Origin of the sequence: Paenibacillus montaniterrae (genome assembly GCF_018403185.1) — a bacterium.
Taxonomy (GTDB): Bacteria; Bacillota; Bacilli; order Paenibacillales; family Paenibacillaceae; genus Pristimantibacillus; species Pristimantibacillus montaniterrae.
The window spans coordinates 944,277-959,619 of record NZ_BOSE01000001.1; the positions used below are offsets into that span (position 1 = coordinate 944,277).

The following is a 15,343-nucleotide window of genomic DNA, read 5'->3' on the forward strand; positions in this document are numbered from 1 at the left end:
TCTATGCGCGAGAAATATATTTGCCTTCGCGTGTATCGATCAGCAATACATCGTCTTCGTTAATGAACAATGGAACTTGAACGTTAAGGCCGGTTTCAACCTTCGCGTTTTTCGTAGCCCCTTGAGCCGTGTTGCCTTTTACGCCAGGCTCAGTTTCAATAACTTTAAGCTCAACGTTGTTAGGAAGCTGAATGCCAAGAATTTCACCTTGGTAGCTAGTAATGTTAACATTCATATTTTCTTTCAGGAAGTTAAGCTCCCACTCCAGCTGCTCGCGTGTTAACGTAAACTGATCATACGTTTCGTTGTCCATAAATGTGTATTCGTCGCCAGCACTGTACAGATATTGAACCTCACGGTTTTCAATCATGGCGCGGCTTAATGTTTCGCCTGCACGGAACGTTTTTTCAACGGTGTTGCCGTTGCGAAGATTTTTAAGCTTGGAGCGAACGAATGCCGCACCTTTACCAGGCTTAACGTGCTGGAATTCCAAAACTGTGAAAATGTCGCCTTCAAATTCAATCGTCAAACCTGTTTTAAAATCGTTTACTGAAATCATTAATGATTCCCTCCTGAATTTTGATCCAAATCACAAAAGAATTAATTCTTTCGGCGATGAGGTTAATATTTGATTTCCGGATTCCGTAATTACGATGTCATCCTCGATTCTTACTCCGCCAAAACCAGGGATATAGATACCAGGCTCTACAGTAACCGTCATTCCGGGAGTTAACAATGTATCACTTAAGCGAGAAAGTCGCGGCGCCTCGTGAATTTCCATGCCGATTCCATGCCCAGTGCTGTGGCCAAACTGCTCGCCATAGCCGTAGCCGGCAATAATATCTCGGCACAGCGCATCCGCTTCAAGTCCGGACATTCCAGCTTTAATATGCTTTAGACCATGAAGCTGCGCCTCAAGCACAATGTTGTAAATTTCAAGATGCTTCTCTGTCGGCTGGCCAACAAAAACAGTTCGCGTAATATCAGAGCAATAGCCTTTATAATATGCGCCAAAATCGAGCTTGACAAACTCATTTTGCCCGATAGTACGCTCGCTTGCCACGCCATGCGGCAGCGCCGAGCGCTCGCCCGAGGCGACAATCGTTTCAAATGAAGTGCCAGTCGCGCCATGCTTGCGCATAAACATTTCCATCTCTAGCGCAATATCAAGCTCGCGCACGCCTGGCTTGATATAGTTTAGAATATGGGCAAAGGTACGATCCGCAAGCTCTGCTGCCTCTTGAATAATAGCCAGCTCCTGCGCATCCTTTACTTCGCGAATTTTCTCAACCAGACCAGAGGTTGGCACTAAGGTTGCACCGCTTAAAGCATGCTCATAGCGTTTATACTGGGCAAAGGAAATGATATCCTGCTCAAAGCCAAGCTGAGTAATGCCATGCTTGTTAAGCAGCGATTTTATATCATCTAATGGATGCGCCTTATAAATGATAATCTCGAAGCCAGGTGCCTGCTGGGCAGCTTGGATCTGATATCGAAAATCAGTTAGCAGATAGCTTGACTCCGCTGTAATAAGCAGCGTGCCTGCAGAACCGTTGAACCCGCTTAAATAGCAGCGATTAACCCCGCTGTCGATGATTATCGCTTGCAGCTGCTGTTCTGACATCGCTTGTCGCAGCTTGGCAACTCGTTCATTTGTCATCCATATTCCCTCTCTTTCGTCAGGCTGCTGTGGTTATTGCTTAAGATGATCAAGCAAAGCCTGCAGGCCTAAAATGTAGCCAAAAGCTCCAAAGCCGGCAATTTGACCCAGAGCGACTGGCGCAACAACCGAATGATGTCTAAACGCTTCTCTCTTATGTATATTCGATAGATGCACTTCAACGACAGGCAGTGAAACAGCGCCTAGTGCGTCACGAATCGCATAGCTGTAATGCGTCCAAGCTCCAGGATTAATGATAATTCCATCCGCTTGACCATAGCATGCGTGAATCCGATCAATCATTTCACCTTCATGATTCGTTTGAAAAAAGCGCAGCTCGACGCCAAGCTGAGCAGCCTTGCTGGACAGTTCAGCTTCAATTGCCGCCAAGGATTGATTGCCGTACACGCCTGGCTCGCGAATGCCAAGCATATTCAAATTAGGTCCATTCAACACTTCAATACGATGCATGCTCAGCACCTCCCAATCTGCGCAATTGAGCCCATACAATGAGCCTTTGACATTTTACCACAAAAATATGCAGTTTGAGAAGTCAAACTTGCGGGCGCGTCTGAGAACTCCGAGGACAGCTTTTCAGACGCACCCTAAGTCGAGGCTGCCGGTTCTCTCGAAGCTTCATCTGTAAACTCAAAGGCAATCGAGTAGCCGATAAATAGTCCCCAGACAACGAAAAAGCAAAAGTCCGTTGCTGCAAGCGTGAACGGCACATTTAGAGTCATTTTCGTAATGCCTAGCAGCGGACATACTCCAAATAGAATCCCCCACCAGCCGATGCCGTACCACACACCAGGCCATGGTCCTTCCAGCTTGCGAAAAAACCAAAGATATAAAAATGCTGCCAGCATAGAAAATATAATAAAGCTGAACGTGCCCGTAATATGACCAAAGGGACCAATTGCCGCTTGCTCGGTAAGCCACGTACGGATTAAAAAAGATGCAGGCTCCTTCGTAAAGTGAAGATAGTAAGCGATCAGTCTTAGCCCGCCCCATATTACGCCTGCAAAAAAGCCGATGTTCAAAGCGTAGCGGATCGGTCTCGTTACACCTGTCTGCTGCAAATTGCGAAATATTGCGCTCATGCCGTCAAACCCCTTTCTTGCTTCTAAGCTGTCAATTCGCTATTGCACTAGTATAAACGTTTACCAGATTGCTTATCCGCTATTCGTTGGCAATATTGATTAAAATCAAGTACAATAGAACTATAATGATGCTTTAAGAAATCGTATTTGTAGCAAAGGAAGGGGACTTATTCTTGTCAGACAAATCACGCAATTTGTATGGCGGACAAGCTGTCATTGAAGGCGTCATGTTTGCAGGCAAATATGTAAACGTCACTGCAGTTCGTCGCAAAAATAAAGAAATCGAATATTTGGAAGTGCCCAAAACGACGATCTCTTGGGTACAAAAGCTGAAAAAGATCCCACTTATCCGCGGAGTAGTCGGTATTGTGGAATCTAGTGCTAAAGGGTCGGTTCACTTGAATTTCTCTGCGGACAAATATGCTGAGGATGAAATGGATGACATGACGGAGGAAGAGCGCGCCAAGGAGCTTGCCAAAGCGAAGAAAAAAGAGGGCAAGTTCGATCTGACGATGATTTTAAGCGTTGCTGCAATCGGCGTGCTTTCCTTTGTTTTTGGCAAGCTTATCTTTACCGCAGCTCCTGCTGTTGTCGAAGAGCTGCTATTCAAAAATATGTTTGAAAGCAAGCTCGGCCATAATTTGCTTGAAGGACTTATTAAAATTATTTTTCTACTCGTTTATTTATACTTGATGACGCTAACCCCTATAATTAAACGGCTCTTCCAGTATCATGGCGCTGAGCATAAAGTCATTTCCGCCTATGAGGCTGGCGTCGAACTGACCGTTGAAAATGTACAGCGCTTCAGCCGCTTGCATTATCGCTGTGGCTCAAGCTTTATTGTGTTCACCGTCATTGTCGGCGTTATTATTTATTCGATGCCGTTTTTTGAATGGGACTCAATCTGGGAAAGAATCTGGATTCGCATCCTGCTGCTGCCAGTCGTTTTAGGCTTTTCCTATGAAGTGCTGCGTGCAACCAACGCTGTGCGCGACATTCCTGGGCTGCACTTCCTTGGGTATCCAGGCCTGTGGCTGCAGCTGCTAACAACGAAAGAACCGAAAAATGATCAGGTAGAAGTATCAATCGCTTCCTTCAAACGTATGCTAGAACTAGAAAAGCAATATGCTAACGGTACTACTCACAACTCGTAATTTGGAAAGGAGCAATGCAGCATGAAATCGAGAAACATCATCAGCTATATCGTGCTTCTGCTGATTGTGCTTGGCGTAGTGGTGACTCTAATCGAGCATCCGCTGCTCATTATCATCCCGCTCGTGCTGTTTGGGCTGATCGTGTACTGGATCAAAAAACCGCCTGCCTTTCTTAATAAAGGGCGGCAAGCAGATAACGGCTATTACCGTGCTGCAAGCAAGCAAAGTAAAGCCAAGAAAGAACGTCCACGCTCCAAAACTGTACCGTTCAAAGTAATTGAAGGCGGCCGTGACGATAATGATACGCCGCGTTATCATTAAACTTTTGACGAAGATGGCTGCGGCACATAGGGCTTAAAGCCAAGGAATAAAAAATGCTGAACAAGGAAGCAACCCTTCCCGTTCAGCATTTTTTATTTGCTTGCTTTTGCTTATTCCTCAGATTCCATTTCCTTGCGAACCTGCTGCAAATCTTCCAATCTCGAACCATCTCTACGGAAATACTCAACCAGCGTTTCAATACAAGTGATAGAATCCCAGCTTAAATGATGCTCGATACCTTCCACGTCACGATATATATTTTCAGCTTGTACACCAATTGTCGTTAAAAAAGCTTCCAGAAGCTGATGTCTCTCCATCAAGCGCTTGCCCATCTTTTTTCCTTTTGGCGTAAGTATAAGTCCACGATACTTTTCATAGATCAGATAGTTGTCCTTATCAAGCTTTTGAATCATTTTCGTTACTGAAGATGGATGGACAGACAAGCCTTCCGCGATATCTGATACGCGCGCGTACCCCTTTTCTTCCATTAATTTGTAAATTCGTTCCAAGTAGTCTTCCATGCTCGGAGTCGGCATTGAAGAACCCCCTATCATTGCTTCTTCACCGTTACATTGGTGTCACTTGATCTATCATACACTTTTTTGGCATAATTCTGCAACTTTTGCAGGAAGAAAAGACTACGGAAATGGTATGTTAAAACTTCAACCAATCAGGCGTAATCATATTTAGCCAAACCGTAATTTTCGTCATCTGATCGGTAAACAGCAATATTCCCATCAAAATCATAACTGCTCCACCAAGCTTCATAATGCGATTCGAATACTTCAGTATCCAGCGAGATGAGCCAAGGAAAAAAGCCATTACAAAAAACGGAATTGCGAAGCCAAGCGCATAGGCTGTTGTCAAGGAAAACCATGTGCCAGGCTGAGCTGCTGCCATTCCCATTATTGCAGTAAGCGCTGGCCCCATGCACGGTGTCCAGCCTGCCGAAAAGCCAAGCCCGAAAATGTACGAGCCAACATAGCTCGTCTTTTTCGGAATAAGGTTGAAGCGCGCTTCCTTCATAAGCAGCCGCGGCTGAAAAATGCCTAACAGGAACAAGCCCATCAGGATGATCAATATCGCAGACAAACGTCTGACCAGACCGCTATATTCCTGAAACAGCTCGCTAAAAGCGTTCGCTCCATAAGCTAAAGCATAGTAAACCGTGCTAAAGCCCAAAATAAAAAAGAGCGTATGGCTTAGCATTAGCCAGCGGTTCTTTCCTTGCACCTCAGAGGAAGTTAGTTCAGAAACGGATATCCCCGTAATATAGGAAAGATAGGATGGATATAAAGGCAGGCAGCAAGGCGATATAAACGATGCTATCCCTGCTGCAAAAGCGATCCACAGCGTAACCTCATTCAATTGATTCACCTCTTCATAAGTTTACGTCACACGCGAGATGATATTGCGTCCCAGCAAAATAAGCAGCAGTACAGCGATCAGAACTAGAACAATCGTTCCTCCTGCCGCCAAATTCCATACCCCTGCGATCAGCAAGCCCGCAATCACTGCAAGCTCTCCGACAAGTACAACGATAACAATGCTTTGCTTGAAGCTTTTTGCCAGCAGCAAACTGCATGCAGCCGGAATCGTCAGCAGCGCCGATACGAGCAGACCACCGACAATTTTAATGGAAATGCTAATGACAAGTGCAGTTAACACGCTGATCATAACATTATAATAGCTGACAGGCAAGCCGCTTACCGAAGCCGCTTCCTCATCAAAGGTAATTAAAAACAAGCCATGCAAATGTCTGCCGACAATAAGTAGAACAACAACTGTAACTGCCAGCATCGCCCACAAATCAGTTGGTGTTAACGTATAGATAAAGCCGAATAGAAAGCTGTTCGGATCCATGCTCAAATCCCGTCCAAGTGTAAAAAATATCGAGGCGAGCGCAATTCCGCCCGACATAATAATCGCTAGCGACAGCTCTGCATAGCTTTTATATGATTTGCGCAGCTTTTCAATTGCAAATGATGCAAGCAGCGAAAAGATAAGTCCAAACACAATCGGAAAATCACCGATGACAAAGCCTAATGCTACCCCAGCTATCGCAGCGTGGCTCAATGTGTCGCCGATCATCGACAGTCGGCGCAGCACTAAAAATATACCGATCAACGGGGCGGTAATGCCGATTAGCAGGCCGCCAATCAAAGCCCGCTGAAAAAATCCACTCATTATGATATCCAAGCTAATTTCCTTCTTTCTGGCTTTCCATCTGGGCACGCAAATGCTTCAGACTATGCGCTAGATTTTGCTCAACGCAATCCTGTGTTTCATGAGAATGGCGAATATAAAAATTAAGCTTTCCTGCACTTGAGACTGGCTCTTCCCCCAAGTACCCCTTAATCATTTCCATATCATGCGATACCATTAAAAACGTCATATTATGATGCTGATGCATATGCTTGATCATATGAAAAAAGCTTTCCTGTGTTTCATAGTCGATCCCAACAGTCGGTTCATCCAAAATTAATAAGGAAGGATTATTAATAAGCGCTCGTGCAAGAAAAACACGCTGCTGCTGCCCGCCCGAAAGCTCGCCGATCCGCTTGCCTGCAAGATCCTCAACGCCCATAGCCATTAATGCATCGCTGCACTTTATTTCATCCTCGCGTGAATGACGGCCAAACCATTTGCGTTTTCCTACCAGACCGGAAAGCACAACCTCCTTGACTGTCGCTGGAAAAAGAGGATTCAAGTTATTTTTCTGTGGAACGTAGCCGATTTTATTCCATGCTTTAAACTGTGAAATCGGCTCGCCAAACAGCCTTACCTCTCCTGTGGTCGGTTTAAGCAAGCCAACAATTATTCGAAGCATCGTCGTTTTGCCAGCGCCATTCGTGCCGATCAAGCCGATAAAGTCGCGTTCCTTAACACTAAAGCTAATATTGCTGATCACATTTCTCTGCTGATAGGAGAACGATACCGAATCTACTGTAATGATGTCCCGGTGACAATCTGCTGTTCCTATGCTCATTTTTTCCTCCTTCACAGCAAAACGGAGCTTTTCGCAAGCTCCGCAGCCAATTCCATTATATCTATTGTAATGCTTCAACTAAATTTTGCAAGTTCCGTTCCATAAGTGTCAAATAATCTTGACCGTCCTGCTCCTCTTTAGTAGTCAAGCCCTCTAGAGAATGGATGACATTCGTATCCACCTTCGCTTCGCTCGCCAGCATTTTAGCTAATTTATCAGATACCAGCTCTTCGAAGAAAATGACTCTGACTCCCTCTTCTTTTACAAGATCAGCAATATTTTTAATATCCTGTGCTCTTGGTTCAGCGCTTGGCGACAGCCCCATAATCGAAATCTGCTTCAAATTATAATCACGCGCCACATAACCGAATGATTGATGCGATACAACGATGGTGCGCAGCGACACATTAGCAAGCTCCTGCTCGTATCGCTCATCCAACGCTGCCAGCTTCTCTCTTAGCGTCTCATAGTTTTGCTCGTAAACAGCGGAATTTTCCGGGTCAACTTCAACCAAGCTGTCCTTAATGTTGCTTGCAAGTATAAGTGCTGATTTTGGAGATACCCATGTATGCGGATCTAATCCATGACTGTGGTCATGAGAGTGCCCATGGTCATGCTCTTCAGTTGCAGCTTCCTCTTCATGGGCATGGTCATGCTCTTCAGTTGCAGCCTCGCCTTCATGCGCGTGGTCATGCTCTTCAGTTGCAGCCTCGCCTTCATGTGCATGGTCATGCTCCTCGGTTGCAGCTTCCTCTTCATGGGCATGGTCATGCTCTTCAGTTGCAGCTTCCTCTTCGTGTGCATGGTCATGCTCTTCAGTTGCAGCCTCGCCTTCATGTGCATGGTCATGCTCCTCGGTTGCAGCTTCGCCTTCATGCGCGTGGTCATGCTCTTCTTCAGCGGCAGTCGTATCAATAATATCAATGCCGCCGCTCACTTCCTTGATCACAACCTTGCTATCCTTCTCCAGGCCATTGACAAAGCTGTCAATCCATGTTTCCAGGCCAACTCCATGGTATAGCAGCAAATCAGCTGCAGAAGCCGTTAGCAAATCCTTGCTTTTTGGCGACCAATCATGCGGTTCAACACCAGTAGCAATCAGGTTCGTCACCTTAACCTGGTCTCCGCCAATTTGCTGTGTCAAATAATAAATAGGATAAAAGCTGGTCACAACATTTAGTCGTGCGTCGCTGCTATTTTCAGCCGAATTTTTTTCATTATTGCCGCATGCAGCCACAAACAGCAAGCAAGCAATCAACAGTACAGAAAAGATCTTTTTGTTCATCATTTTTCTCTGACTCCTATTTTCATAGATTAATAGTAATCGTTACAATTACGAAAACTATTATATGATCTGTTAATCGTAATGTCAACTATTTACTTGCAATTCGATTCCATAAAAAATGAGATTGTCAGAAAGTCAGTGAAAACTGACCATCTGAGCAATCCCAATTTCCCCACATATATTATTTTACTTTACAATCGCGCCATTCGGCATTGCGTCTGGAACGGTGGCAAGTGTCAATTGATCATCCTTGGATGCTGCAAGAATCATTCCTTGTGACAGCTCTCCACGCAATTTGACCGGCTTCAGGTTTACGACGCATATAACCTTCTTGCCAACAAGCTCTTCCGGCTTGTAATACTTGGCGATGCCAGAAACAACCTGGCGATGCTCATAGCCAAGATCAAGCTGCAGCTTAAGCAGCTTATCTGCTTTAGGAATCGGCTCTGCAGCGACAACTTGTGCTACGCGCAGCTCTACTTTGGCAAATTCATCAATCGTAATTTCATCTTTGGCGTCTGCCGGTTTTTCCTCCAGCGCTGCAGGCTTTGTCCCGCCGCTCATTGAATCGGCAATATAAGCTGTCTCCTGCTCCAGATCAAGGCGCGGGAAGATCGGATCCGCCTTTGCTACCTTCGTATTTGCAGGAATGATCGCATAGCTGCCAACAGTGTCCCAAGCGGTATGCTCTCCCTGTTGCAAGCCGAGCTGCTGCCAAATTTGTTGTGGAGCATGGGTAAGAAATGGCTGCAGCATAATGCTGATAGAGCGCAGCGACTCTGCCAAATGGCTCATCACTGAAGCCAACTGCTCGCGATTTTCCTCGCTTTTGGCAAGCGTCCACGGCTGTGTTTCATCAATATATTTGTTGGTGCGGCTAACAAATTGCCATATAGCCGTCAACGCTACGGAAAACTCCATGTTTTCCATTGCATCTTCTACCTGCTGTAGCGTTTGAGCTGCAAATCGCTCCAGCTCGCCGTCGAATGCTGTAGTTTGCTTGGCCTGCGTCGGAATGACGCCATCAAAGTATTTATCGATCATCGCAACAGTACGATTGAGCAAGTTCCCGAGGTCATTTGCCAAATCAAAGTTGATCCGCTCAACAAAATTTTCAGGCGTAAAAGCGCCATCCGCGCCAAAAGGGACCTCGCGCAGCAAATAGTAGCGCAAAGCATCAAGACCATATCGATCGATCAGCACAACCGGATCGACAACCGTACCCTTGGACTTGGACATTTTCCCTTCCTTCGTAAGCAGCCAGCCATGCGCAAATACCTTTTTCGGCAACGGCAAGCCGAGCGCCATTAGCATTATCGGCCAGTAGATTGTATGGAAGCGAACAATCTCCTTGCCGACCAAATGAACATCTGCAGCCCAATATTTTTCAAACATCGCTTGCTTTTGCTCATCGCCATAGCCAATTGCTGTGATGTAATTTGTCAGTGCGTCGATCCATACATAGATGACATGCTTCGGATCACCAGGCACTTTAATACCCCAATCGAACGTTGTACGTGAAACTGCCAAGTCTTCTAGCCCAGGCTTAATAAAGTTGTTGATCATCTCGTTGCGTCTTGACTCCGGCTGAATAAAGCCCGGATTTTCATCATAATATTTAAGCAGGCGATCGGCGTATTTGCTCATTCTGAAGAAATAGCTTTCCTCTTTAACTAGCTCGACTGGACGTCCGCAGTCCGGACAGTTTCCGTCCTGCAGCTGGCGCTCAAGGAAAAATGATTCGCACGGAGTACAATACCAGCCTTCATACGTTCCCTTATAAATATCATCCTGATCAAGCAGCTGTTGAAAAATTTTCGCAGCAACCGTTTTGTGGCGCTCTTCCGTCGTGCGAATAAAATCATCGTTGGAAATTTCAAGCTTCTTCCACAGCTCTTGAATGCCCTTCACAATTTCATCTACAAATTGCTTTGGCGTTTGTCCTTTTTCCTGAGCCTTGCGCTCAATTTTTTGCCCATGCTCATCTGTTCCTGTCAAATACCATACATCATAGCCGCGCAGTCGTTTATAGCGAGCCATCGCATCGCCAGCAACGGTTGTATACGCATGCCCGATATGCAGTTTGTCGCTCGGATAGTAAATTGGTGTTGTAATGTAAAACGTTTTATTACTCATCTCAAGACCTCCCAAAATCATTTTTAAATGCAAAAAAGCCCCCGTCCAACATGGGACGAGAGCTCTGCTCACGTGGTACCACCCAAATTCCAAGCCGCAGGTTAAACTAAGCGGGCTTGCTTCATTATGCCAACAGGCAATGTCTTTATCGCAGACCTACGCTTCTCCCTTACATCCTGCTCGAGAATGCTCGAAAAAAGTGCCTCCCAGACCATCTTCCAATAGCTTTGTCCGCCGACTTCCACCCTTCGTCGTGCTCTCTATATGACTCGACTAAAGTACTCATCTGTTCCTTGGCTTACTATATTACCTATAATATAAAAAAACTGACTGGCAAAGTCAAGTCGAGAAGGCATTCCCCTAGCAACATGAAGCACTGCTGCCGTTCCAGTTGTTCACCGGCGCTCATCGCTTCTTCGGCTTTGGCTCAGGCACAAAATCTACGCCGCCTGGATGAAACGGATGGCATTTGCAAATTCGCTTCACAGTCAACCAGCCGCCTTTCAACGCTCCATGCTTGTCTATCGCTTCCAGCCCATACGCGGAGCAGGTCGGATAAAAACGACAGGACGGCGGCGTGTGCGGCGATATGATATGGCGATAAGCAAGAATCGGCGCCTTAGCTATTTTTTTGGGCCATGATTGTTTTGTGGATGCGCTAGCCATAGCCAATTATTGCGCTCCTTCTTCTGCTGCACAGCTTTGGCAATGTCCGAACACTTCAAATTTATGCCGAAGCACCTTGAAATCGGAAGGCACGTCCGTCTGCTCCATCGGGCAAAATTTGATCGGATACGTTTTGCCGCAGCCGAGGCAAATCATATGATGATGATGATCATGCTCACGGCAATGAAGCTTGAACTTGACTCCTTCCTCAAACATTACCTGTTCAAGCACACCAAGCTCCTCCATGACGCGCAAATTTCGGTACACGGTATCGAAGCTGAGGCCAGAATACGTTCTGCCCATATATTCATAAACATCCTTAGGCGATAAGTAGCCATCTGTCTCAAAAAACAGCTTCGCCAACGTTCTGCGCTGATCGGTTACTCTTAAGCCATTGGAAGACATGAGCGAGACGATTTCGTCGATCGTTTGCATAAACGCTCCTCCAAACTATACAAATTCTATTTCTTCTTGCGGTATCAAAAAGCTCTCTATTTTCAAGAGAGCCTAGCCATTAATACGCATATTGCTTAAAAATGCCACGCTCATTGCAATAAACAGAACTGCGGTTACGGCAATAAACATGTTGCGAATCCTTTTGAACTTGCCAACTTTTTGCGGGTTAGATTGCTCCAGAGCCGCCATTGTGACAGCACGCTGCATAAATAGCGTTACGATGAAGGATGCCACAAAAAAGATGTTGATTACAAACCAAACTGCCGTCAAATTCATGCTGTCACCTCCAACTAGATATACCATATGTTAAGCATAATGACAAATAGTATGGAGCTTGCAACTGCACCACCAAAGCTCATCCAGCCAGCACGATAGCGCTGCTGAAACATTTTTAAAATCCCGAAGCTTAGCAGACCAAAAACAAGCAGAATAAATACGACAGCAAATATAAAGAAATCCGCTGAAACATTACTGACATCTACTACAGACAATGTTTACACTCCCTCACGTTACATATCGCAATCTCTTGTCATTATACTAAATCGCAGCTCTATTAGCTAGTTTGAATATAATGCTCGAAAAATTTTCTCGGACGCGGGCGCTTTGCCAGCCGCACCTGAAGCTCGTGCTCTACTATTTTGGCGCGGCAATATTTGGGCTTTACCAGCTTGGGCAGCTTGATCATTTCAATCGTTTCATCAGGCAGTCCTTCGATTCGAATATAGTCCTCTCTAACGAAAAGCTTCAGCTCCTCAGGCTCGTAATGGAGCGGCAACGCATATAGTACATCAATATGCTCCTTTCCTTCTTTAAACCGGTAGTTTTGCGTCGCTGTTCGTTCCTTGCTATCCCTTGAGGCATTTTTTAAGCTGCTGAAAAACTGCTCAACAACAGGAATGTCCTTAAACGCCTCCATTCCTTTTTCAAAATTGGTTGCATTCAACCATTTTTCAATATCAGACCATCTATTCATACGCTCACCTTCGCATTCATATTTTAACTGATACAGCATATGCAATGATCTGCCCATGGGCTACGATGCTTTGCATTGTCACGTCTGGGCGAATGCTGCATAGACTACTATAAAACGTTGAAAGCAGGTGAGGCTATGCCGGCCTTTGTAGGATTTGTTAATATCGTCAGCAATGGTTCAGGGGCAGTTGTACAATTCGGTGATGCGGTAGGAGTCACACCAACCAGCTCCTCAAAAACATTTGCAGGTGCTGGATCCTTTTTAACTGGCAGCCTGGCCAATTCCAATACTGGCGCGAGTGCTACAAATTCCTTGGATAACGAGGTTGTTGGTAATCTAGGGGGAGCTACATCATAATGACAATCAATGTTCAACAGCATATTTACATTGGAAGCTTGCGAATTGAGGCGATCAGCAACAGCTCTATGCTGCAGATCGGAACTTCCGGAGGGGTGAATGCGACTTCCTATACAACTGACCAGGCGGCAGCGGGTACTCCTGCTGATGGAACCTATCCTACTGAATTTTTCAGTCCTTCAATCGTGCCTCTGCCTAATCCAACTTAAATTCAAATCCATAATGAAGGGCTCTGATCACTATGTATAATTCTGATCCTCCTTCTAATACGCACTTGAATGCTTGGCAGCAATGGGCTTTTCGTATCGAGCAGCGCATGCAGGAGCAGCAAGATACAATTGAGCAGCTGCAGCGAGAGCTGGAGCTGCTCAAACAGCAGCTTAGCAGGCAAGAGCCTGCGCCAACCTTGCATGTTGAAAAAATTGAATATCATTTTGATCAGTTAAAGGTAGATACATTAGAAGGCTCGCTGCAAATCGGCCTTTCCACCAGCAATCCCGAGCAGCTGCCAATGATGATCGAGGATATTATGATGCAGCAGGGCGGCAAGCCTTCACCCTATGATCAAATGAACGGGCCGCATTACTCAACATCCAACTCTCCCTTTGCCAATGCCAACGCCCAAGCAAATGCAGCGCCATATGTAGCCAAGCCCAATTCCAATTCTAATTACAATGGCTTGAATAGCTTTCAACGACCAAGGAAGGATGCTGAGCACAATAAGCTGGCAGCTCCGCAGCCTCATTATGATGTAGCAACAAATCGCTGGTCAGAGCATAGCGAGCTAGCCGACTCTTGTTTGAGCATGCTGCGCAGCGAGCTGTACCAGCAATTTGTCAGCTATATTAGCAGACAGGGCTCGCTGATGCAGGTTGCACTTGATGATGAGCATATCAAGCTTATTGTTGACGATATTGAACGTCAGCTGCCCGCCCGCATCCATTATTACATCGAGAGCCAGCGAGCAAAGCGTGAATTTTCCAGCATTGAACAGCTGCGCGAGCAAGTGCTGCGCTTGACGAAGGATGATATAGAAAGTGCAGTTGATCAATATATTTATCAGCTAAGCTTAAGCAATCAGCATGAGGAGGAGCAAAAAGGATGAACATTCATATCCATCAGCAGCTGCTTCAAGTCGGACAGGTAGAAGTCATTGCGGTTTCTTCGGGCTCCAATTTTCAGGTTGGAGACAATGATCAGGTGCTGCTTTACTCAACACTTGAGGTCCCGCCGAATGGCATTCAAATCGGACCATTTCCCCGTCTGCCTAACCATAATTCGGGCGGATTAACAAAAGTCGGCGGGAACAACGCGCCATTTACAATGGGATTGGATGCTCTTCAGCGGAAAAAAGCTTCGTCAGCATCAAGAAAGGCGGGATCGCGTGAGTAGAGATACGCTCGTTTCGGTGTGTCGACTCAATGTCGTCGATAACTCCACCGCTTCGATTGTGCAAATCGGCGACCGTGAACATACTTGCCTATACAACCAGGCGATCACGATAAAACGCGACAAAACCATTTACGGCACAGATGAGCCATATTTCGAAAGCTACCCGTTGTTTTATTCCGCTGTGCCAGCGCTCGATTGGATGCTCCCTGCGGGAAAGGTTGACCATTGCATGCTTGGAAAGCTCGTACCACTGCCGCAGCAAACGCATACGATCGAAATCGACAGCATCAATATTATATCGAACTCCGATGCTTCCAACATCCAAATCGGCAACGGCGGCAAACTGGCGATTATTAACAGGGAAAAAAGCTTCAAACAATATTTGTCTGGGGAAGAGGAAGTTCAAAAAGCTCAACTTTGATGACGAAGTGGTTTCGTTGTAGCGTAGTCGACGGCGAATATGGCACGCTACCGAAGGCTCCGGTGCTCACGTAGCTTGTTGCCTACGCTGCGCTCCTCGCCTTCTAGTATCGTGCCATCTTCTTGGTCCTGAAAGCCAAGCTTTTTGAACCTTATTGGAATGGAAGTTCAATAAGCTCGACTTTGATGACGAGGTTGTTGCTATCGTAGCGTGGTCGACGGCGAATATGCCACGCTACCGAAGGGATTATGCTTCCGAAGTATGTTTCCTACGGAAACATTGTAGGTGCTCACGTAGCTTGTTGCCTACGCTGTGCTCCTCGCCTTCTAGTATCGTGCCATCTTCTTGGTCCTGAAAGCCAAGCTTTTTGAACCTTATTGGAATGGAAGCTCAAAAAGCTCAACTTTGATGACGAAGTGGTTTCGTTGTAGCG

General features: G+C 45.9%; 22 protein-coding genes. 7 read left to right on the top strand and 15 right to left on the bottom strand.

The genetic code is table 11. The features are described from left to right. Nucleotide 1: 1 nt before the first annotated feature. From efp to KJS52_RS04540, 4 genes are all read right to left on the bottom strand, one after another. Nucleotides 2-559 carry an elongation factor P gene (efp, locus tag KJS52_RS04525; RefSeq protein ID WP_213513494.1) on the bottom strand — a complete coding sequence of 186 codons (558 nt, stop codon included), beginning with the start codon at nt 557-559 and terminating at the stop codon, nt 2-4. Nucleotides 560-589: 30 nt separating this feature from the next. Then, entirely contained in the window at nt 590-1,660 is a 1,071-nt protein-coding gene (locus KJS52_RS04530) for a M24 family metallopeptidase (RefSeq protein WP_213513495.1), read from the bottom strand. A 33-nt stretch (nt 1,661-1,693) separates the two neighbouring features. Next, nucleotides 1,694-2,131, bottom strand: a complete 438-nt coding sequence (aroQ, locus tag KJS52_RS04535) for a type II 3-dehydroquinate dehydratase (protein WP_213513496.1) — start codon at nt 2,129-2,131, stop codon at nt 1,694-1,696. 134 nt (nt 2,132-2,265) lie between these two features. Beyond that, complete coding sequence (locus KJS52_RS04540; RefSeq protein ID WP_213513497.1) at nt 2,266-2,760, bottom strand: YqhR family membrane protein; 495 nt, start codon at nt 2,758-2,760, stop codon at nt 2,266-2,268. Nucleotides 2,761-2,987: 227 nt separating this feature from the next. On the opposite strand from KJS52_RS04540, the gene KJS52_RS04545 reads away from it, so the two are divergent. Together KJS52_RS04545 and KJS52_RS04550 are read left to right on the top strand one after the other, a co-directional pair. Beyond that, entirely contained in the window at nt 2,988-3,914 is a 927-nt protein-coding gene (locus tag KJS52_RS04545; protein ID WP_213513817.1) for a DUF1385 domain-containing protein, read from the top strand. A gap of 21 nt (nt 3,915-3,935) precedes the next feature. Further along, nucleotides 3,936-4,235 carry a hypothetical protein gene (locus KJS52_RS04550; protein WP_213513498.1) on the top strand — a complete coding sequence of 100 codons (300 nt, stop codon included), beginning with the start codon at nt 3,936-3,938 and terminating at the stop codon, nt 4,233-4,235. Between the two features lie 110 nt (nt 4,236-4,345). On the opposite strand, the gene mntR is transcribed toward KJS52_RS04550, so the two are convergent. The 11 genes from mntR to KJS52_RS04605 form a co-directional block, all read right to left on the bottom strand. Next, nucleotides 4,346-4,771 (bottom strand): transcriptional regulator MntR, encoded by a 426-nt coding sequence (gene mntR / locus KJS52_RS04555; RefSeq protein WP_213513499.1) that lies wholly within the window; start codon nt 4,769-4,771, stop codon nt 4,346-4,348. A 118-nt stretch (nt 4,772-4,889) separates the two neighbouring features. Next, complete coding sequence (locus KJS52_RS04560) at nt 4,890-5,603, bottom strand: cytochrome c biogenesis CcdA family protein (protein WP_213513818.1); 714 nt, start codon at nt 5,601-5,603, stop codon at nt 4,890-4,892. A 21-nt stretch (nt 5,604-5,624) separates the two neighbouring features. Next, on the bottom strand, nt 5,625-6,434 hold the full coding sequence (locus tag KJS52_RS04565; protein WP_213513500.1) for a metal ABC transporter permease: 810 nt from the start codon (nt 6,432-6,434) through the stop codon (nt 5,625-5,627). A gap of 1 nt (nt 6,435) precedes the next feature. Next, entirely contained in the window at nt 6,436-7,224 is a 789-nt protein-coding gene (locus KJS52_RS04570; RefSeq protein WP_213513501.1) for a metal ABC transporter ATP-binding protein, read from the bottom strand. Between the two features lie 61 nt (nt 7,225-7,285). After that, nucleotides 7,286-8,512: a metal ABC transporter solute-binding protein, Zn/Mn family gene (locus KJS52_RS04575; protein WP_246563122.1), complete on the bottom strand. Its 1,227-nt coding sequence runs from the start codon at nt 8,510-8,512 to the stop codon at nt 7,286-7,288. 183 nt (nt 8,513-8,695) lie between these two features. Next, the gene (gene metG, locus KJS52_RS04580; protein WP_213513502.1) at nt 8,696-10,645 is read right to left on the bottom strand and encodes a methionine--tRNA ligase; all 1,950 of its coding nucleotides are present in this window, start codon (nt 10,643-10,645) and stop codon (nt 8,696-8,698) included. 405 nt (nt 10,646-11,050) lie between these two features. Beyond that, nucleotides 11,051-11,311 (bottom strand): membrane protein insertion efficiency factor YidD, encoded by a 261-nt coding sequence (gene yidD / locus KJS52_RS04585; protein WP_213513820.1) that lies wholly within the window; start codon nt 11,309-11,311, stop codon nt 11,051-11,053. A 6-nt stretch (nt 11,312-11,317) separates the two neighbouring features. Further along, a complete protein-coding gene (locus KJS52_RS04590) occupies nt 11,318-11,746 on the bottom strand; it encodes a Fur family transcriptional regulator (protein ID WP_213513503.1) in 429 nt (142 codons plus the stop codon). Between the two features lie 72 nt (nt 11,747-11,818). Further along, a complete protein-coding gene (locus KJS52_RS04595) occupies nt 11,819-12,043 on the bottom strand; it encodes a hypothetical protein (RefSeq protein WP_213513504.1) in 225 nt (74 codons plus the stop codon). Between the two features lie 14 nt (nt 12,044-12,057). Next, nucleotides 12,058-12,258 carry a hypothetical protein gene (locus KJS52_RS04600; protein WP_213513505.1) on the bottom strand — a complete coding sequence of 67 codons (201 nt, stop codon included), beginning with the start codon at nt 12,256-12,258 and terminating at the stop codon, nt 12,058-12,060. A 62-nt stretch (nt 12,259-12,320) separates the two neighbouring features. Then, on the bottom strand, nt 12,321-12,740 hold the full coding sequence (locus KJS52_RS04605) for a hypothetical protein (RefSeq protein ID WP_213513506.1): 420 nt from the start codon (nt 12,738-12,740) through the stop codon (nt 12,321-12,323). 135 nt (nt 12,741-12,875) lie between these two features. Between KJS52_RS04605 and KJS52_RS04610 the strand changes: the two genes are divergently transcribed. Genes KJS52_RS04610 through KJS52_RS04630 form a run of 5 tightly spaced genes read left to right on the top strand, consistent with a single transcriptional unit; the run spans nt 12,876 to nt 14,910 of the window. Beyond that, entirely contained in the window at nt 12,876-13,097 is a 222-nt protein-coding gene (locus tag KJS52_RS04610) for a spore germination protein (RefSeq protein WP_213513507.1), read from the top strand. Next, nucleotides 13,097-13,306, top strand: coding sequence for a spore germination protein GerPB (locus KJS52_RS04615; RefSeq protein WP_213513508.1), 210 nt, complete (start codon nt 13,097-13,099; stop codon nt 13,304-13,306). Before KJS52_RS04610 ends, KJS52_RS04615 begins: the two co-directional genes overlap by 1 nt. A 32-nt stretch (nt 13,307-13,338) precedes the next feature. After that, nucleotides 13,339-14,202, top strand: coding sequence for a spore germination protein GerPC (gerPC, locus tag KJS52_RS04620; RefSeq protein ID WP_213513509.1), 864 nt, complete (start codon nt 13,339-13,341; stop codon nt 14,200-14,202). After that, entirely contained in the window at nt 14,199-14,489 is a 291-nt protein-coding gene (locus KJS52_RS04625; RefSeq protein WP_213513510.1) for a spore germination protein GerPD, read from the top strand. The genes gerPC and KJS52_RS04625 overlap by 4 nt, the downstream gene beginning before the upstream one ends. Beyond that, the gene (locus KJS52_RS04630; RefSeq protein WP_213513511.1) at nt 14,482-14,910 is read left to right on the top strand and encodes a spore germination protein GerPE; all 429 of its coding nucleotides are present in this window, start codon (nt 14,482-14,484) and stop codon (nt 14,908-14,910) included. The genes KJS52_RS04625 and KJS52_RS04630 overlap by 8 nt, the downstream gene beginning before the upstream one ends. Nucleotides 14,911-15,343: the final 433 nt, after the last annotated feature.